Genomic DNA, 18,177 nt, shown 5'->3' on the forward strand with positions numbered 1-18,177 from the left:
GCACGAGCCGCACGCGAGGTCCCCGGCGCCCCTGTGGTGCCGGGGACCTCCCGTCAGCTCTCGGCACAAGTGAGGTGAGATGGGTGATCTGATCCTGGAGGGCCGCCAGTACGAGTCCCTGATCGAGGGGGCGCAGCTGACGCTGCAGATCCTGGCCTACTCGTTCGTGCTGGGGGTGCTGCTCTCGCTGTTCGTGGGCATCGGTCGCCTCTCGCACCGCCGCTGGGTGCGGGGCGCCGCGCTCGTCTACGTCGAGCTGGCACGCGGCATCTCGTCGATCGTCCTGCTCTTCATCGTCGCCTACGCCCTGCCCATCCTCCTCGACATCCCGCAGGCGTCCCTCGTGATGCTCGCGAGCCTGGCCCTCGGCGTGAACATGGGCGGGTACGGCGCGGAGCTCATCCGCGGCGCGATCCAGGCCATCCCCAAGGGCCAGACCGAGGCGACGATCGCGCTGAACCTCACCACCACGCAGCGCCTCCGCCACGTCATCCTCCCCCAGGCGATGCGCCTGATCCTCCCCCCGATGGGCAACCTCACCATCGAGATCCTGAAGGGGACGGCGCTCGTCAGCCTCGTCGGCGTCACCGACATCATGCAGACCGCCAGCAACCTCTGGCAGCAGCAGCTCTTCGCCGGTGAGGGCGCCTCCCGCCCGACCCTCTACTTCAACGCCCTCGTCTTCTACTTCGTCATCGCCCAGGTCATCAACGCCCTCTTCAAGCTGGCCGAGCGCCGGGTGGAGCGCCGCTTCGCCGGCGGGGAGGCCGAGGTCGTCGAGGACGAGGAGCTCGAGGAGATCCCGGGGGTCACCAAGTGAGCGCGCCCACCGAGCACATGCACTTCGAGCCGCACCGCGCCTGGTACCAGCGCACGGAGGTCGTGATCCCGCTGATCTTCGTGGCCGCCGGCTACGCCTTCTTGATCTTCGGCGTCGAGGGCCAGACCCGCATCCGCACCCGGATGACCGCGGACGGCTCGACCGACTTCGACTGGACCTACTTCTGGCACCTGGTGCCGCTCATGTGGAACGGGCTGATCGTCACCGTGCGTGCGACGGTCCTCGGGTTCACGGTGGCGGTGGGCCTCGGGCTCGTCCTCGCCCTGGGGCGGCGCTCGCCGGTCAAGGTGGTGAGCTGGCCCTTCGTCGCGGTCATCGAGTTCATCCGCTCGACCCCGCTGCTCGTGCAGCTCTTCTTCCTCCAGGCGTACGTCCGGACCTCGGACACGTTCAACTTCCAGCCGGCGACGATCCTCGCCATCGGCCTCGGCATCCACTACGCCACCTACTGCTCCGAGGCCTACCGGGCCGGCATCAACAGCGTGCCCCCCGGGCAGTGGGAGGCCTCGACGGCGCTGAACCTGTCGCCGGTCACCAAGTGGAGCCGGGTGGTCCTGCCGCAGGCGATCCCCAACGTGCTGCCGGCCCTCGGCAACTACCTCGTGGCCGCCTTCAAGGACGCTCCGCTCGGCTACATCCTCAACGTCCCCGTCATCCTCTTCTGGGCGGACTCGGTCAGGAACACCGACTTCCGTCCCGTCGAGCCCTACATCCTGGTCGGCATCGGGTTCCTCATGGCCAGCCTCCCCGCGGCCTGGGCCGTCCGCCGACTCGAGAGGAAGATCGCATATGAGCGCACCTGAGATCGACGCATCGATCACCACCTCCGACACGGGTGCCGCCGGCGTCCGGATGCGGGGCGTCACCAAGGCGTTCGGGTCGAACGTCGTGCTCCGCGACCTCGACCTCGACGTGGCGCCGGGCGAGCGCGTGGTCATCATCGGCCCGTCGGGGTCGGGCAAGACCACGATCCTCCGGGTGATCATGACGCTCGAGCGGCCGGACTCGGGCACCATCCAGGTGGGTGGCAAGCAGCTGTACCACGAGGAGGCCGGCGACGGGCTCAAGCCGGCGAGCGAGAAGCACATCCGCTCGGTGCGCTCCGACATCGGCATGGTGTTCCAGCACTTCAACCTGTTCCCGCACATGACGGCGCTCGAGAACATCATGCTGGCGCCGGTGAAGGTCCACGGCGTGAGCAAGGACGACGCCCGGACCCTGGGCATGGACCTGCTCGACAAGGTGGGCCTGGGCCACGCCGCCAACCAGACGCCGGGGCAGCTGTCCGGCGGGCAGAAGCAGCGCGTCGCCATCGCCCGCTCGCTCGCCACCAAGCCGGCGGTGATGCTCTTCGACGAGGTCACCTCGGCGCTCGACCCCGAGCTCGTCGGCGAGGTGCTCAACGTCCTGCGCGACATCGCCGAGGAGGGCCGCACGACGATGATGCTCGTCACCCACGAGATGCACTTCGCCCGCGAGGTCGCCGACCGCGTGGTGATGTTCGACCAGGGCCAGATCGTCGAGTCCGGACCTCCGTCGCAGATCCTCGACGAGCCCCGCGAGGAGCGCACGCAGTCGTTCCTCGGCGCGGTCGGGGAGCACTGACCCGAGCGGGTCGCGCGGGCGTCGACCGTAGGGTGGCGGCATGAGCGTGCCGCCACCCCGCTGGATCACCGACACGAAGGACGGCCACTCCGACTGGTACGTCGAGCGCTTCCGCACGATGGCCGCCGAGGGTGCCGACCTCGCGGGCGAGGCGCGCCTGGTCGACGCGATGGTGCCCCGGGGGGCGCGGCTCCTCGACGCCGGGTGCGGCCCGGGTCGGGTGGGTGGCGAGCTCCACCGACGCGGCCACACGGTCGTCGGCGTCGACGTCGACCCCGTGCTCATCGCCGCCGCCGAGGAGGACCACCCCGGCCCGACGTGGCTCGTCGGCGACCTCGCCGAGCTCGACCTCCCCGCACGGGGGATCGACGAGCCGTTCGACCTGGCGGTGATGGCCGGCAACGTCATGGTGTTCCTGGCGCCGGGCACGGAGGCGGAGGTCCTGCGGCGCGTGGGTCGACACGTCGGCCCCGACGGCGCCGTGGTCGTCGGGTTCCACGTCCACCGCGAGCTGCCGCTCGACGCGTTCGACCGCGCCGTCGGCGAGGCGGGGCTGCGGATCGAGCACCGGTTCGCCACCTGGGACCTGCGTGCCTGGTCCGACGACGCGGACTTCGCGGTCACGGTGCTGCGCCACCCCTAGGCGCGCGGTATCTACTCGGATACCATGTGGCGGTGGACGCCGCCACACTCATCCGCACCGCCCGCCGCCGCGCCGGTCTCTCCCAGAGGGACCTCGCCGCCCGCGCCGGCACCTCGCACCCCACGCTCTGCGCCTACGAGGCGGGCCGCAAGGTGCCGCGCGCCGACACGTTGGCGCGCATCCTCCGCGCCGCCGGGTTCGCGGTCGACGTCGAGCTGCGCCCACGCGCCGACGCCTCCCTCGACGCCCGGCGGGCCAAGGGCGAGGAGCTCGTCGCCGTCCTCGAGCTGGCCGCCGCCTTCCCCGCCCGCCACGCGCCCGACATCACCTTCCCGCGGTTCGACCGCGCCGCCTGACCCACGTGGGACTTCCCGACAAGATCGTCGAGCTCCACCGGGCGCTCGACGCCGCCGACGTCCCGCACGCGTTCGGCGGCGCGCTCGCCCTCGCGTGGTGCACCCAGCGCGCCCGCGGCACCATCGACCTCGACGTGAACCTCTTCGTCCCGCCCGCGCGCGCCGAGGAGGTCGTCGCCGCCCTGCCCGACGGTGTGGCGCACGACGACGCCGACCTCGCCCGCATCCGCACCGAGGGGCAGGTCCGGCTGTGGTGGGAGAGCACACCGGTCGACCTGTTCTTCAACACCACCGACTTCCACGAACGGGTCGCCGAGCGGATCCGCGACGAGCCCTTCCTCGGCGTCGACGTGCCGTTCCTCTCGTGTCGCGACCTCGCCGTGTTCAAGGCGTTCTTCGACCGGACGAAGGACTGGGCGGACCTCGAGGAGATGGCCGCCGCCCGGACCCTCGACGTCGAGGCGGTGCTCGGGGTCCTCGTCGCCCACCTCGGCGGTTCGGACCCTCGCGTCGAGCGACTGCGCGCCCTGCGGGGGTAGCGTCCCGCCGCATGAGCGAGGGCGCTTTCCCCGAGGGCTTCGAGTGGTCGACCGCGACGGCGGCGCACCAGATCGAGGGCGGCAACTGGAACAGCGACTGGTGGCGGTGGGAGCACACCCCCGGCTCCGGCGTCGTCGAGCCGAGCGGGGACGCCTGCGACAGCTGGCACCGCTGGGAGGAGGACGCCGACCTCGTCGCGGAGATGGGCCTCGGCGCCTACCGCTTCTCGGTCGAGTGGGCGCGCATCGAGCCGGAGGACGGCGAGGTCTCCGTCGCCGCGCTCGACCACTACCGCCGGGTCTGCGAGGGGCTGCGCGACCGGGGCATCGCGCCGGTGGTCACCTTCCACCACTTCACCACGCCGCGCTGGCTGGCCGACCGTGGCGGGTGGGAGGACCCGTCCACCGTCGAGCGGTTCGCGACCTACGCCCACCACGTCGCCGAGCACCTCGCCGACGTCATGGGGCGGGCGTGCACGATCAACGAGCCGAACATCGTCGCGAGCATCGGGTGGGGCCACGGCGCCTTCCCGCCCGGCGTCCGGGACTGGGACCGGGCCCGCGCCGTGCAGGAGGTCTTCGTCGACGCCCACCGGGCTGCCGTCGAGTCGATCCGCGCCGCCGCACCCGGCGTCCCCGTCGGCCTCACCCTGTCGATGGCCGACTACCAGGCGGTCGACGGGGCCGAGGAGAAGATGGCGCGTCGCCGGCGCGCGATGGAGGACGTCTACCTCGAGGCCGTCGACGGCGACGACTTCGTCGGCGTGCAGGCCTACACCCGCGAGCGCATCGGGCCCGGCGGCCAGCTCGGACCGGAGGAGGGCGTCCCCGTGCTCCCCATGGGCTACGAGTACTGGCCCCAGTGCCTCGAGGCCACCGTGCGCCGGGCCTGGGAGGTCACCGGGGGGCGGGTGCCCCTGCTCGTCACCGAGAACGGCATCGGCACCGACGACGACGCCCAGCGCATCGAGTACCTGCACGCCGCGCTCACGGGCCTGCTTCGGACGATCGCCGACGGGATCGACGTGCGGGGCTACACCTGCTGGAGCCTCCTCGACAACTTCGAGTGGGCCTACGGCTACGGACCGCGCTTCGGGCTCGTCGAGGTCGATCGCCGCACCTTCGAGCGTCGCCCGAAGGCGTCGGCCCGCTGGTTCGGCAGCGTCGCCCGGAGCAACGCGCTGGCGCCCGTCCCCGGCTGACCGGTCGGGAACCGGTCGGCCGGGGTCGGGCCGCGCCGCTCAGATGGCGTCGGCGCCCCGCTCGCCGGTGCGGATCCGCACCAGCGTGCCGACCTCGGTCACCCAGACCTTGCCGTCGCCGATCTTGCCGGTCTGGGCCGCGCCGACGATGGCATCGACGACGCCGTCGGCGATCCCGTCGTCGACGACGGCCTCGACCTTCACCTTGGGCACGAGGTCGATCTTGTACTCCGCCCCGCGGTAGGTCTCGGTGTGGCCGCCCTGGCGGCCGACGCCCCGGACCTCGCTCACGGTGAGGCCGACGACGCCGGCGCCCCGCAGGGCCTCCTTCACCTCGTCGAGGGCGTGGGGCTTGATGACGGCGGTGATCAGCTTCATGCTCGCTCCAGCGTGGTGTCGGAGGTGTGGTAGGCGGTCTCGCGGTGCTCGGCGAGGTCGAGGCCGACGGCCTCGGTCTCCGGCGCGACGCGCACGCCGATCGTGGCCTTGAGCGCCAGCATGATGAGCCCGGTGACGATGAACGAGTACACGATCGTCGCCCCGTTGGCCAGGGCCTGCTCGACCAGCAGGTCGACGCCGCCGCCGTGGAACAGGCCGGCCATCACGTCGGTGCCGAAGAACTCGGGGTCGGAGAACAGCCCGGTCGCCAGGCTGCCGACCAGGCCACCGACGAAGTGGACGCCGACCACGTCGAGGGCGTCGTCGTAGCCGGCGCGGGCCTTGAGGCCGACGGCGAAGCAGCACACGACGCCGGCGGCGAGGCCGATGTAGATCGGCGACATCCCGGCGACGAAGCCGGCGGCCGGGGTGATGGCGACCAGGCCGGCGACGATGCCCGAGGCTGCACCGAGGTTGGTGACGTGGCCGTCGCGGATCCGCTCGACGACCGCCCAGGCCAGGCCGGCGGCCGCTGCGGCGAGGAAGGTGTTGACGAAGGCCTGCACGGCGGTGGCGTTCGCCCCGAGGGCGGAGCCGGCGTTGAAGCCGAACCACCCGAACCAGAGGATGCCCGTGCCGATCATGACGAGGGGCATCGAGTGGGGCGGGTGCCCCTCCGACGGCCACCCGCGCCGCGGACCCAGGACGAGCACGGCGGCCAGGGCGGCGATGCCGGCGTTGACGTGGATGGCCGTGCCGCCCGCGAAGTCGAGCGAGCCCCGCTCGAAGAGCCAGCCCCCGTACACCCACTTGAAGACCGGGACGAAGACGAGGAGGAGCCAGACGGGGACGAACACCGCCCAGGCCGCGAAGCGCATGCGTCCGGCGACGGCACCGGAGATGAGGGCCGGTGTGATGACCGCGAACATCCCGAGGAAGACCATCGTGACGAGGGCGCTCCCCCCGTCGGAGAGGTCCATCCCGGAGAGGAACGCGGCGTCGAAGCCGCCGATGAGGGAGCCGTCGAACGGCTCCTGCGCGAGCGAGTAGGCCACGATCGCCCAGAGCGGCGGCACGACCAGCAGGCACCAGAAGTTCATCATCAACATGTTGAGGACGTTCCGGCTGCGGTCCATGCCGCCGTAGAACAGCGCCAGCCCGGGCGTCATGAACAGCACGAGCGCCGCCGACGTCAGCACCCACGCGAGATCTGCTGGATCCATCGCACCTCTCCCTGCTCCGCGGGTCGCCCCGACGTGTCATCGAGGCGTCAGAGCCCCGTTGGATGGGCGAAAGGTACGAACGGGTTGTTTCGGGCGCGTTTCCGGTCGCGCAGGGCCGTGTTACCGGTTCCTGACGTCGACGAGTGCTCATCGGCACCCGCCGGTGGCCGATGGCTACGCTGCGCCCGGATCGGACCGGAGGTGGGCGGAGTGTCGACAGCTCAGATGCTGGAGGTCGCGCCGTACCTCGTCGTCGCCGACCTGGCCGCGGCGATCACGCACTACGAGGCCCGACTCGGGTTCGGGTTGACCGAGGTGGAGGGCGACCCGGCGACCGTCGCCGTCCTGTCGCGCGACGGCATCGCGCTGATGCTGCGCACGGGGGATCCCGCCGTCCGTGGGGCAGAGGACCCGGACCGCCGAGCCGACGCCTACATCTGGGTCACCGACGTGGTCGCGCTCGCCGACGAGCTCGTCGCCCGTGGGGCCGCCGTCGTGGCCCTGCCCGTCGACCGTCCCGTCGGCGACGGTCGTGAGCTGCAGGTGCGCGACCTCGACGGCAACGTCCTCTGCTTCGGCCAGCTGCTCGACTGAGCGTGCGTCCCGTCGGCGGTGGTCAGCCGACGTCCGGGGCGGCGTCGACGGCGGCGATCACCTCGGCGGCCGACTCGTCGTTGCCGGGCACGAGGTAGCGGTCGAGGAACAGCAGCATCTCCGCGGCGCACTGGCGTCCGAACGCCGGCTGGGCGTCGAAGGCATGGGGCTGGTCGGCGTACATGTGCAGCTCGACGGGCACCTTGGCCTCGACGAGCGCCTCGTACATGCGGATGCTGGCCAGCGGCGGCACCGTCTCGTCGGCGGTCCCGTGGATCAGCATCGTGGGCGGGAAGTCGGCGGTGACGTGGCTCAGGGGCCCGGCGAGTCGGGCGACCTCGTCGTCGCCCTCCTCGGTGAGGGCGAGGAGGGGCACGGCGCCGCGCTCGCGCGGCCCGGCGGAGAAGAGGGTCGGCGGGTAGATGGCGAGGGCTGCCGCGACGTGCGTGCTCACACCCGGGTTGCCGCCCTCGCCCTCGAAGGCCGCGACGTCCTGGGTGCCCGCGGCGAGCAGCGCGAGGTGCGCGCCGGCCGAGTTCCCCTCGATGGCGATGCGCTCGGGATCGATCCCCAGGCGGTCGGCGTGGGCCCGGACCCACCGGATGGCCGCCTTCACGTCGTGGATCTGCGCCGGCCACGGTGCCTCGGGGGTGAGGCGGTACTCGGGTGCGATGCAGACGTAGCCCTCGCTCCCGAGGAGGATGCCGTAGCCCCGGAGCTGGGTGCGGTCGCCCTGCCGCCACGCACCGCCGTGCACGAGGATCACCGCGGGCGCCCGCTCCGCCCCGCCCGGCGGCGTGTAGACGTCGCAGCGCAGGTCGCGCCCGCCGCCCACGCCGAACACGACGTCGGTCTCGATCTGGACGCGGCCCTCGGTCACGTGGCTTCCCCCGGTCGGTGCGTGTCGGACACGTCGCGCAGTCTCCCACGAGGCGGTGTCGGAGGTCACAGGAGACCGTCGTCCGAGCCTCATGTACGGCGTCCGGTAGCCGATCGTGGAGGTGTGGCCACGATGGAGGACGGCACGTCCGCGGCACGCCAGGGAGCTGCACCGCGCATCCGGGTCGCCGGGCGCCTCTTCCGTTGTGTCGTCGGGTACGTCCACGAGGCGATGGGGATCGACGCCGTCGACCGCCTCGAGGGCGAGACCGGGATCGGACGTGCCGCGCTCACGCCGGAGTTCGACCAGGAGTGGCGCGACGCGTCGGAGCTGGCCCAGGTGGCCGACGTCGCCGCCCGCCTGTGCGGCGACCCCGAGATCGGCCGCCGGGCGGGGGAGTACTCGTTCGGGATCCAGACGTCGATCCACCCGCACCTGCTCGCCGCGGGCAGCGTCGCCGGTGCGCTGCGCCAGGCGGTCAACCTCAGCGGCCGGACCCGCACCGACTCGGGCTTCAAGGTGGTCGAGGAGACCGACACGTCGATGACCGTGGTCGACACCGCCGCGAGCAACGCCACCCGGCTGGGCTGCGCGATGTCCTCGGGCTACTGGTCGCAGGTGCCCTCCCTCTTCGGTGCCCGCGGGGTCGCGGCCGAGCCGGAGTGCGTCACGCGCGGCGACAAGCGGTGCGTCCACCGGATCAGCTGGAGCGGCGAGGTGAAGGTCGGCGCCGAGGTCCTCGAGCGGTCGCGCAGCCGCGTCGAGTCGATGACGGCCCGCTTCGAGCAGATGCACGCGCTGGCCGCGGAGCTGGCGGCGCAGGAGTCCGTCGCCGACCTCCTGCAGCTCGTCGCCGAGCGCCTCGGCTCCTCGGTCACCGCCCCGTCGGCGGTCGTGATCGTCCGCATGGCCGACGCCGAGCCGCCGTCGCTCGGTTGGAGCGGCATGGACGAGTCCGATGCGCAGGAGCTGCTCCTCGCCCACGAGATGGGAGTGTTCGACGAGCAGGACGACGCCGTGATCTGCGTCGAGTTCCGCACGCCGCGCCGCCTCTACGGCCACGCCCTCGTCTTCAACCAGCCCGACACCGCGTTCGGGGCGGCCGACCGCCGGATGGTCCAGGCCTTCGCCGACTTCGCCACCGCGGCGATCGAGACCGCGGCCGCCCTGGAGTCGGCCCGGATCGAGCGCGACACCGCCTCGTCCCTGCTCGGCCTGGCCCGCACCCTCGCCGAGGTGGGCAGCACGGCCGAGATCGCCCAGCGGATCGCTGAGGCCGTGCCGACGGTCGTGCGGTGCGATTCGGCGTCGGTGCTGATGTGGGATTCGATCGACGGCACGATGACGATCACCGGCTCGTGGCCCGACCCGCCCGACGACGACCACCCGCCGGTCGTCGTCGCGGAGATGGCGCTGGCCTCGCGCCTCGTCGCCGAGCAGCAGCCGGTCGCGATGGCCACGTCGGACACCACCGGCGCGGAGCGGGCGTCGCTCGACCGCTACGGCGTGCGTCAGGTCGCCGCCGCTCCGATCCTCGTGCGCGGCGAGCTCCTCGGCATGGTCGCGGCCTTCTCCCGGGACGACGACGCCCGGCCGGCACTGATGCTCGAGCGCCTCGAGGGCCTGGCCGACCACGCCGCCACCGCGCTCGACAACAGCCGGCTCCTCGACGAGGTCCGCCACCGCGCCCTCCACGACGCCCTCACGGGGCTCCCGAACCGGCGCCTCGCCGAGGACCGCGTCCGCCACGCCCTCGAGCTGGCAGAGCGCTCGGACCGCTGGGTCACGCTGCTGTTCGTCGACCTCGACGAGTTCAAGGCCGTCAACGACGAGCTCGGCCACGCCGCCGGCGACGAGCTGCTGCGCGACGTCGCGCTCCGCCTGCGGTCGTGCATCCGCTCGAGCGACACGGTCGCGCGCCTCGGCGGCGACGAGTTCCTCGTCCTGCTCGAGAACACGAGCGGCGACGAGGACGGTTCCCGGGTGGCGGAGAAGATCCTGGCCGCCCTCGGCGAGCCCTTCGTGATCGGCGGCCGCATCGCACGGGTGTCCGCCAGCATCGGTCTCACCTCGGCCCCCGGTCGGGGCACGGGGTACGACGAGCTGCTCGGCCGAGCCGACCAGGCCATGTACGAGGTGAAGCGCCGCGGTCGCGACGGTTGGGCGGCGTTCGCGGGCTGAGGCGACCCCCTCGTCTTGAGCCGGCGGCCGTGCGTGGTGGACACTTGTCCACTACAGCTATTCGGACCCACGGACCACAGGTGCGTGGACCAGACGAGGGACGACATGACTGATCTTGCAGATCGCAGCCCGTCGACGGGGGACCCGGTCGACGAGGTGAACGCCTGGCTCGAGGAGAACTGGGACCCCGACCTCACCGTGGCGGAGTGGTGGGACCGCCTCGGCAACTCCGGCTGGGCCCACCCGAGCCTCCCCGAGAACGCCTACGGCAAGGGCCTGTCGCGTGGTGACGCCGTGCGCGTCCAGCAGGCCATCGCCGAGTTCGGTGCCCTGGGCGCCCCGGGCGGCCTCGGCCTCCTGCTCGCCGCCCCGACGATCACCACCCACGGCACGCCCGAGCAGATCGAGCGCTACGTGAAGCCGATCGTCACCGGCCAGCAGGCCTGGTGCCAGCTCTTCTCCGAGCCCGGCGCCGGCTCCGACCTCGCCGGCCTCAACGCCCGCGCCGTCCAGGACGGCGAGGAATGGATCGTCAACGGCCAGAAGGTGTGGACCTCCGGCGGCCAGATCGCCGACATGGGCATGCTCATCGCCCGCACCAACCCCGAGGTGCCGAAGCACCAGGGCATCACCTACTTCGCCATCGACATGCACCAGCCGGGCATCGAGATCCGCCCGCTGCGCGAGCTCACCGGTCGGGCGATGTTCAACGAGGTCTTCATGACCGACGCCCGGGCCGAGGACGCCGCCGTCATCGGCGGGCTCCACAACGGATGGGCCGTCGCCAACACCACCCTCATGTTCGAGCGTGCCGGCCTCGGTGCCGGTGGCTCGGGCGGCGGTTCGATGGCGTCGCCGGGCACGGTCGCCGGTGACCTCGACAAGCGGGCCGGCGACTTCGTCGGCAGCAACCGTCGCCGCTCCGCCGACCCCACCCCGGAGTCGTCGGGCTCGCGCCGTGGCAACCCCTACGTCGAGCTCGCCCGCTCCAAGGGCAAGGACACCGATCCGCTGGTCCGCCAGCAGCTCGCGAAGCTCCACACGCTGACCGAGATCGCCAAGTACCACAGCCTCCGCTCGAAGGCCGCCCGTGCCGCCGGCCAGCCGGACATCCCGGGCCTGCCGAACATCGCGAAGCTCTCGATGTCGGACATCCTGCGCCTCCAGCGGGACCTCGGCCTCGGGCTGCTCGGGCCCATGGGCACGCTGCACGCCTACACCGCCGAGCAGGGCAAGAAGCTCGCCGAGGCCACCGGCGACCCCTACACCGGCATCTTCACCGAGGGTGCGCTGTTCGCCCAGGGCCCGCCGATCTACGGCGGCACCGACCAGATCCAGCGCAACATCATCGGCGAGCGCGTCCTCGGCCTCCCGAAGGAGCCGAACCAGGACAAGGTGCTGCCGTTCAAGGACCTGCCGAAGAACGGCTGATCCTCGGGCTCACGCCCACCAGCTGTCACGTGCGAGGGACCGGTCGAGAGGCCGGTCCCTCGTCGCGTCCGTGCCTACTCGCCGGGCCAGACCAGCTCGGTGCCGTCGTGGACGGCCTCGATGAACGAGTTGTCGAACGCCGCGGCGACGTCGACCGAACCCGGCTCGATGACGCCCAGCCGCTCCAGGTTCTCGACCTCGGCCGACAGGCGCTCGAGGCTCATGTTGCCGATCGGCTCGTCCTCCGGGGTCGACGCCAGCACGAGGTCGCGCTCGGTCTCCCAGCGGAACAGCTCGCTCTCCTGCGAGAAGAACAGGTCGGGGTCGGAGCGCTCCAGCGAGGCGGCGACGGCGCCCTCGGGGTCGTCGATCCCGAACTGGAAGCCCCGCAGCGTGGCCCGGACGAAGTCCTCGACCGCGGTCGGGTGCTCCTCGGCGAAGCCGGTGTTGGCGGCGATCACGCCGAACGAACCGGCGACGTCGTAGTCGGACGGGTCGAACACCCGGTACTCGTAGCCCTGCTCGTCCAGCTGGCGGGGCTCGTTCGACTTGTAGACGGGGAGCGACTCGATCTCGGTCTCGAAGAGCAGCACGGGGTTGAAGTCGACGTCGATCTGGGTGATCTCGGACTCGTCGACGCCGGCGGCGGCGATCATCGCCCGGATGGAGTAGGGGATCCCGCCCTTCACGCCCATCGGCGCGGAGGTGAGGTCGGCCAGCTCGGTGATGTCGGAGTCGGCCTCGACGATGAGCTGCTCGACCGGGGTCTTGCCGTACACGATGACCGTCGTGATCTCCGCACCCTCGGCCACGCCCTTGGCCGCCTCGCTGAACGAGCCGACGCCGGCGAGCTGCACCTGGCCGGCCGAGAGGCTGGCCAGGTTCTGGACCGAGAAGCCGGGCTGGAGCTCGACGTCGAGGCAGAGGTCGTCGTAGTAGCCCTCGGCCTCGGCGGCCACGACATCGAGGATCGACGCCGCGGCGCCGAAGTCGAAGCCGGTGGCGAAGGTGATCGTGCCCGCCGCCCGGTTGGCCTCGCAGCGGTCGGGATCGACCCGCTCGAGGAGCGGGGCGGTCTCCTCGCCGGCGGTGGTGCCCGGCGACGCGTCGTCGCCGTCGTCGCCGCAGGCGGCGAGCAGGAGGAGCGGAGCGGCGAGGAGGGCAGCGGTGCGGCGCCAGGTGCGGATCACGGGCAGGACACTACCGATGCGCCCGCGACCGCCCCCAACCGTCGACCTCCGATCCTGGTCCCACGCGATCGCGCGGATCTGTGTCACCAGACGACACAGATCCGCGCGATCTACAGGAGCGCGACGCTCTCCGGCTGGGCTACTCGGGGAAGGCGATGCCGAGCTGCTCGAGGCAGGGCTTGGCGTAGGTGACCATGCCGGTGACCGTGGCCGGGTCGCCGGTGCACAGGGCGTGGGCGGCCTCGGCCATGTAGGAGACCGGCTCGTGGCGGTCCTCCGGGGTGCGCTCGTGGAGCTTGTGGTGGATGACACCCGGTGTGAGGACGAGGCCCGAGGGCGAGACGACGTTGACGGCGATGCCGTCGGCGTAGACCTCCGACGCGAGGCCGGTGGTGAACCGCTCGAGCGCCGCCTTGCACATGCCGTACACGGTGCCGCCGGTGCCCCCGGCGTAGGGCGGGCCCTGTGGGTGGCGCCCGGCGCCCGAGGAGATGTTGCAGATCCAGCCCGAGCGGCGCTCCCGCATGCCGGGCAGCACCATCTGGGCCAGCTCGAACGGCGCGCGGACCTGGACCTCGAACATCAGGCGCCAGTGCCCCTCGTCGAAGGTCTCGACCGGCTCGAAGTACGTGATCGCGGCGTTGTTGACCAGGATGTCGATCGGGCCGAGCTGTCGCTCGGTCTCGGCCACCAGGCGCTCCCGGTCCTCCTGCTTGCCGAGGTCCGCGGCGACCGCGACCGCGGTGCCGCCGGAGCCGACGATGTCGTTCACCGTGTGGGTGATGCTGCCCGGCAGCGGGTGATCGCCGTCCTCCACCGTGCGCGCCGACACCGCCACCGCCGCACCTTCGCGTGCGAACCGCTCGGCGATCGCCGCCCCGATCCCGCGGCTGGCGCCGGTCACGAGCGCGACCTTGCCGTCCATCGTCCCCATCTGCGTTCCCCCCTGTCGTGCGGCTGTGCCCGCCCGACGACCCTAACGGCCCCCGACGGGTGCCGTCCGGCTAACGTGCGCCCGTCCGGCGCGGCGAGAGAAGGGCGGCTCCCATGTTCCGAGTGCTGTTCCCGAGCGTGGGGGCGATCGTGGTGTTCGCGATCTGGCTCTTCGCGGTGTTCGACGTGATCTCCACCGACGAGGTCCTCGTCCGCAACCTGCCGAAGGTCATGTGGCTCGTGTTCGTGATCTTCGTGCCGCTCGTCGGCTCGATCGCGTGGCTGATCCTCGGCCGCCCCCTCTATGCGGGGTGGCAGCCCGGCGGCCAGACCCAGGGCGCACCCCGCCCCCGGTACGTCGCCCCCGAGGACCGCCCCGACTTCGGGCGGTCGTCGCCGGGCCCCTCGGCCGAGGATCTGCGCCGGTGGGAGGACGACCTGGCCCGCCGGGAGCAGGAGCTGCGCCGTCGTGACGAGGACGAGCCGCCGGTCTGACGTTCAGCGATCGGCGCCGGTCCGCGCGCCGGCGGTGACGATCTCGATCATCGGCGTCCCCGTGCTCCGGGCGGCGAGGCAGCGCATCACCGCGTCGCCGTCCGCGGCGGCGACCTCGACGGTGACCCGGCTCCGCGGCGCCTCGTCGTCGGGGCGGTCCTCGGGCTCGTGCGTGAGGGTCGCGACCCATCCGCCGACGATCCGAGCCACCTCGTCGACCTCGGCGGTGGGGATCGTGGCCCTCACCCGTGCCTGGGCGCCGCGGCCCCTCCGCAGGCGCGGCGTCCGTCGCGGCGCGCGGGGGAGGGTGCGGGGCCCGTCGGTGAGGTCGACGACAGCGTCCACCGTCGGGTGTGCGCCGTCGCGTAGGTCGATCTCGGCCGGAACGGGTCGCTCGACGTCGCACCCGAGCTGGGCGGCGAGGTCGAGCGCGGCCCCCACCAGGTCGTCGACGTCGCGGCGCTGGCCGTCGTCGAGCGTGGCGGTGCCGGTCGCCGCGAACGGCCGGATCGTGTGGTTGGTGCCCCGGACGGGGTCGGGGGTCGCCCAGTCGATGGCGTCGCGCGGCGGGCTGGCGGGCACGGGGGCCCGCCAGCCGAGACCGGTCCACGCCGCGAAGAGGGCGGTCGGGGGCCGGCTGCCGTCGTAGTGCACGACGAGGCTCGTCGACGTGCTCGATGCCACCACCGCGACGACCGGCGGTGTCGCACCCGCGCCGCGAGCTTCCGTCTGGGTCATCGATCCGTCCTCGTCGCCGTCGTCCCCGCTCCGCCGACGGGGATCGTACCGAGGCTCAGGCGCTCTCGCCGGCCATGGTGTCGCGCAGCTCGCGCTTCAGGATCTTCCCGGCGGCGTTGCGCGGCAGCGACTCGCTGTGGATCTCGATCCGCGACGGGACCTTGAACGACGCCAGTCGCTCGCCGACGAAGCGCTGCAGCTCCTCGACGTCGATCGTCATGCCCTCCTTGGGCAGGACGGCCGCCGCGACCTCCTCGCCGAGCCGCTCGTGCGGGATGCCGAACACCGCGGCCTCGTAGACGGCGGGGTGCTCGTAGATCGCCGCCTCGACCTCGGCGCAGTACACGTTCTCGCCGCCCCGCAGCACCATGTCCTTGGCCCGGTCGACGAGGTACACGAAGCCCTCGTCGTCGATGCGGCCGATGTCGCCGGTGCGCAGCCACCCGTCGACGATGGTCTCGGCCGTGGCCTCCGGGTTGTCCCAGTAGCCGCGGATGAGGTGGGGCCCCTTGAACCAGATCTCGCCGACCTCGCCCTGGGGCAGCACGTTGCCGTCGGGGTCGGTGACCCGCATCTCGACGACGGGGACGACGCGGCCGGTGCTCGTCGGGTGCGACACGTAGTCGTCGCCCGAGTTGCCGGGGCCGTAGGCGTTCGTCTCGGTCATGCCGTAGCCGATGGTGGGACGGCCCTTCGAGAAGTTGCCGTCGATGCGCTTCACGAGCTCGGGCGGCGCGGGGGCGCCGCCGCCGCCGACGGCCTTGAGGCTCGAGGTGTCGAACCTCGCGAAGTCGGGGTGCTCGAGCATGTCCCACGACATCGTCGGGACGCCGACGAACTGCGTGACCCGCTCGCGCTCGATGAGCTCGAGGGCTCGGCCCGGATCCCACTTGTACATGATCACGAGCTTCGAGCCGGAGAGCAGCGAGCCGATCATCACCGGCACGCACCCGGTGACGTGGAAGAGGGGCACGGTGAGGATCGAGCACGGCGGGTAGCTCGGCCCGTCGGCGTCCTCCTCCGGCTCGGCGCCGACGGCCCGGTTGATCGCGGCCCGGCAGGCGAACGCGAGGATCGCCGAGATGATCGCCCGGTGGGTCGACACCGCACCCTTCGGGTTGCCGGTGGTGCCCGACGTGTAGAGGATCGTGGCGTCGTCGTCGGTGTGGAGCTCGACCTCGGGGAGCGCCGCGCCCACCGGCAGGACGTCCTCGAACCGGTCGACGCCCTCGGGCAGGTCGCCCGGCGTGCGGACGGCGACGACCTTCAGGTCGGGGAGACCGCCGAGCAGCGGCGTGGCGCGCTCGACGCGCTCGCGGTCGGCGACGAGGACCGCCGCGCCCGAGTGCTCGAGGCCGTACTTCAGCTCGTCCTGGGTCCACCAGGCGTTGAGGAGCACCGCGATGCCGCCCACGGAGATGGTGGCGATGTAGGTGGAGATCCACTCGGGGTAGTTGCGCATCGCGATGGCGACGCGGTCGCCCTTCTGCACGCCGTAGCGCTCGACGAGCATGGCCCCGATGGCGTCGGCCTGGGCCATGACGTCGCCGAAGGTGTACTGCTCGTCCTCGTAGACGATGAAGTCCTGGTCGGCGCGCAGGCGGGCCAGGCCGAAGAGGTCCTTCATCGTGGCCGGCGCCGTCGAGAAGACCTTGGTCGGGACGCCGAGGACGTCCTCCTCGACCAGGGCGAAGGGGCCCTCCGGGCCGCAGATGGCTGCAGCTGCTTCGTCCCACGTCATCGACATCTTGGTGGATCCCCCTCGGATCTCGTCGTTCGAACCCGTTGATCGTACGGGGAGCGGGGCGCCCGGCCCCAAACGGGCCCGAGGGTTCAGGCGTCGACGGGGCGCCCGACCCGGACCCGGAAGAGGATCCACGCCACGAGACCGGCCGGGAGCGGCAGCCAGAACGAGGCCAGCCGGTAGGCGCCGGTGGCGAGGATGGCCTCCGGGGCGCCGATGCCGGCGAGCGACAGGGTGGCCGTCAGCCCGGCCTCGACGAAGCCGAGGCCGCCCGGGGTGATGGGGATCATGCCGAGGACGAGCGCGGTGACGAACGCCAGGAGCACGAGCGACGGGTTGGGGTTGGCGCCGACCGCGGCGAGCGCAGCGAGCAGCGAGAGGTAGTCGAAGAGGGACCGGCCGATCGTGGCGAGGATGGCGTCGCGCTTGCGGGCACCGAGGGTGCGGCGGACGATGTTGCGCTCCTCGACCAGGCGGTGGGGGAGGTCGGCGATCGGCTCTCGGCTCGTGAGGCGGTTGCGCGTCGCCTGGACGGCCCGGCCGACCGCCAGCAGCGGGGGATCGGACCGCATGAGCCAGGTGCCGACCACCGCCAGCAGGACGAACACGACGAAACCGAGCAGCACGGCGGTGAGCAGCGGGCCCCGCACCGGCGTGCCGGCGATCATCGCCGGCAGCGCGAGGACGGGGAGGGCGAACACGGTGCCGGTGGTGAGCAGCGACACCGCCGTCAGCGACGAGGCGGCGGTGGTGGTGTTCACGCCCGCCTTGGTGAGCATCCGCATCTGCAGCGCCACGCCGGCGGCGGCGCCGCCGGGCACGACCCGGCTGAAGGCGTTGCCGGCGAGCTGCGAGGTGATCACGGGGAACCAGCTGGTGGCGCGGAGGGCGATGTGCTGGAGCGTCCAGATCCCGGCGAACGACGCGACCTGGAAGCCGAAGATCGCGATGAGCCACCACGGCTGGAGGTGCACGAGCGTGTCCCACGAGGAGTAGACCTCGACGAGGCTCGGGGCGAAGACGTAGAGCGACAGGCCGGCCAGCGCGATGAGCACCGCCCGCCAGACCGTCGTCCGGAGCGCCGATGGGGACTCGAGCTCCTCCACCCGGGGGATGCCCGCGTCGACGTCGTCGCCGGGTGGGCGAGGCGTGGCGGGCTCCATGCGTGACGACGCTACCGGCCCCGCTCGGCAGTCCCCGGCTT

The 18,177-nt window shown here is 72.2% G+C and carries 19 protein-coding genes; 11 read left to right on the plus strand and 8 right to left on the minus strand.

The genetic code is table 11. The features are described 5' to 3' along the window. The first annotated feature begins 79 nt into the window (after nucleotides 1-79). The 7 genes from GH723_RS04860 (at nucleotide 80) to GH723_RS04890 (ending at nucleotide 5,186) form a co-directional block, all read left to right on the plus strand. Nucleotides 80-820: an amino acid ABC transporter permease gene (locus tag GH723_RS04860; RefSeq protein WP_153758593.1), complete on the plus strand. Its 741-nt coding sequence runs from the start codon at nucleotides 80-82 to the stop codon at nucleotides 818-820. Nucleotides 821-963: 143 nt separating this feature from the next. Further along, nucleotides 964-1,644, plus strand: a complete 681-nt coding sequence (gene ehuD / locus GH723_RS04865; RefSeq protein WP_153761079.1) for an ectoine/hydroxyectoine ABC transporter permease subunit EhuD — start codon at nucleotides 964-966, stop codon at nucleotides 1,642-1,644. Beyond that, complete coding sequence (gene ehuA / locus GH723_RS04870; RefSeq protein WP_153758594.1) at nucleotides 1,631-2,446, plus strand: ectoine/hydroxyectoine ABC transporter ATP-binding protein EhuA; 816 nt, start codon at nucleotides 1,631-1,633, stop codon at nucleotides 2,444-2,446. Before ehuD ends, ehuA begins: the two co-directional genes overlap by 14 nt. 40 nt (nucleotides 2,447-2,486) lie before the next feature. Beyond that, the gene (locus GH723_RS04875) at nucleotides 2,487-3,089 is read left to right on the plus strand and encodes a class I SAM-dependent methyltransferase (RefSeq protein WP_153758595.1); all 603 of its coding nucleotides are present in this window, start codon (nucleotides 2,487-2,489) and stop codon (nucleotides 3,087-3,089) included. Between the two features lie 32 nt (nucleotides 3,090-3,121). After that, nucleotides 3,122-3,445: a helix-turn-helix domain-containing protein gene (locus GH723_RS04880; RefSeq protein ID WP_195210536.1), complete on the plus strand. Its 324-nt coding sequence runs from the start codon at nucleotides 3,122-3,124 to the stop codon at nucleotides 3,443-3,445. 5 nt (nucleotides 3,446-3,450) lie between these two features. Then, nucleotides 3,451-3,984, plus strand: coding sequence for a hypothetical protein (locus GH723_RS04885; RefSeq protein WP_153758596.1), 534 nt, complete (start codon nucleotides 3,451-3,453; stop codon nucleotides 3,982-3,984). A gap of 11 nt (nucleotides 3,985-3,995) precedes the next feature. Beyond that, nucleotides 3,996-5,186, plus strand: a complete 1,191-nt coding sequence (locus GH723_RS04890) for a glycoside hydrolase family 1 protein (protein WP_153758597.1) — start codon at nucleotides 3,996-3,998, stop codon at nucleotides 5,184-5,186. Nucleotides 5,187-5,225: 39 nt separating this feature from the next. Here the strand turns inward: GH723_RS04890 and GH723_RS04895 are convergent, their stop codons facing one another. Next, complete coding sequence (locus GH723_RS04895) at nucleotides 5,226-5,564, minus strand: P-II family nitrogen regulator (RefSeq protein WP_153758598.1); 339 nt, start codon at nucleotides 5,562-5,564, stop codon at nucleotides 5,226-5,228. Further along, nucleotides 5,561-6,787, minus strand: a complete 1,227-nt coding sequence (locus tag GH723_RS04900; protein WP_153758599.1) for an ammonium transporter — start codon at nucleotides 6,785-6,787, stop codon at nucleotides 5,561-5,563. Before GH723_RS04900 ends, GH723_RS04895 begins: the two co-directional genes overlap by 4 nt. Before the next feature lie 210 nt (nucleotides 6,788-6,997). Between GH723_RS04900 and GH723_RS04905 the strand changes: the two genes are divergently transcribed. Further along, complete coding sequence (locus tag GH723_RS04905; protein WP_153758600.1) at nucleotides 6,998-7,381, plus strand: VOC family protein; 384 nt, start codon at nucleotides 6,998-7,000, stop codon at nucleotides 7,379-7,381. A gap of 22 nt (nucleotides 7,382-7,403) precedes the next feature. Here GH723_RS04905 and GH723_RS04910 read toward each other — a convergent pair whose 3' ends face one another. Beyond that, on the minus strand, nucleotides 7,404-8,261 hold the full coding sequence (locus GH723_RS04910) for an alpha/beta hydrolase (protein ID WP_195210537.1): 858 nt from the start codon (nucleotides 8,259-8,261) through the stop codon (nucleotides 7,404-7,406). A gap of 132 nt (nucleotides 8,262-8,393) precedes the next feature. Between GH723_RS04910 and GH723_RS04915 the strand changes: the two genes are divergently transcribed. Next, the gene (locus GH723_RS04915; protein ID WP_153758602.1) at nucleotides 8,394-10,442 is read left to right on the plus strand and encodes a sensor domain-containing diguanylate cyclase; all 2,049 of its coding nucleotides are present in this window, start codon (nucleotides 8,394-8,396) and stop codon (nucleotides 10,440-10,442) included. A 105-nt stretch (nucleotides 10,443-10,547) separates the two neighbouring features. Beyond that, entirely contained in the window at nucleotides 10,548-11,873 is a 1,326-nt protein-coding gene (locus GH723_RS04920) for an acyl-CoA dehydrogenase family protein (RefSeq protein ID WP_153758603.1), read from the plus strand. A gap of 74 nt (nucleotides 11,874-11,947) precedes the next feature. Here the strand turns inward: GH723_RS04920 and GH723_RS04925 are convergent, their stop codons facing one another. Next, nucleotides 11,948-13,063 (minus strand): ABC transporter substrate-binding protein, encoded by a 1,116-nt coding sequence (locus GH723_RS04925; RefSeq protein WP_153758604.1) that lies wholly within the window; start codon nucleotides 13,061-13,063, stop codon nucleotides 11,948-11,950. Nucleotides 13,064-13,202: 139 nt separating this feature from the next. Beyond that, entirely contained in the window at nucleotides 13,203-13,988 is a 786-nt protein-coding gene (locus GH723_RS04930) for an SDR family NAD(P)-dependent oxidoreductase (protein WP_229023072.1), read from the minus strand. A 122-nt stretch (nucleotides 13,989-14,110) separates the two neighbouring features. Between GH723_RS04930 and GH723_RS04935 the strand changes: the two genes are divergently transcribed. After that, nucleotides 14,111-14,491, plus strand: coding sequence for a PLD nuclease N-terminal domain-containing protein (locus GH723_RS04935; protein ID WP_153758606.1), 381 nt, complete (start codon nucleotides 14,111-14,113; stop codon nucleotides 14,489-14,491). Between the two features lie 3 nt (nucleotides 14,492-14,494). On the opposite strand, the gene GH723_RS04940 is transcribed toward GH723_RS04935, so the two are convergent. From GH723_RS04940 to GH723_RS04950, 3 genes are all read right to left on the minus strand, one after another. After that, nucleotides 14,495-15,229: a hypothetical protein gene (locus tag GH723_RS04940; protein WP_153758607.1), complete on the minus strand. Its 735-nt coding sequence runs from the start codon at nucleotides 15,227-15,229 to the stop codon at nucleotides 14,495-14,497. A gap of 55 nt (nucleotides 15,230-15,284) precedes the next feature. Further along, nucleotides 15,285-16,970, minus strand: coding sequence for a class I adenylate-forming enzyme family protein (locus tag GH723_RS04945; protein WP_229023073.1), 1,686 nt, complete (start codon nucleotides 16,968-16,970; stop codon nucleotides 15,285-15,287). Nucleotides 16,971-17,062: 92 nt separating this feature from the next. Further along, a complete protein-coding gene (locus GH723_RS04950; RefSeq protein ID WP_195210539.1) occupies nucleotides 17,063-18,136 on the minus strand; it encodes a lysylphosphatidylglycerol synthase transmembrane domain-containing protein in 1,074 nt (357 codons plus the stop codon). Between the last annotated feature and the right edge of the window lie 41 nt (nucleotides 18,137-18,177).

Source organism: Actinomarinicola tropica (assembly GCF_009650215.1).
Lineage (GTDB): Bacteria > Actinomycetota > Acidimicrobiia > Acidimicrobiales > SKKL01 > Actinomarinicola > Actinomarinicola tropica.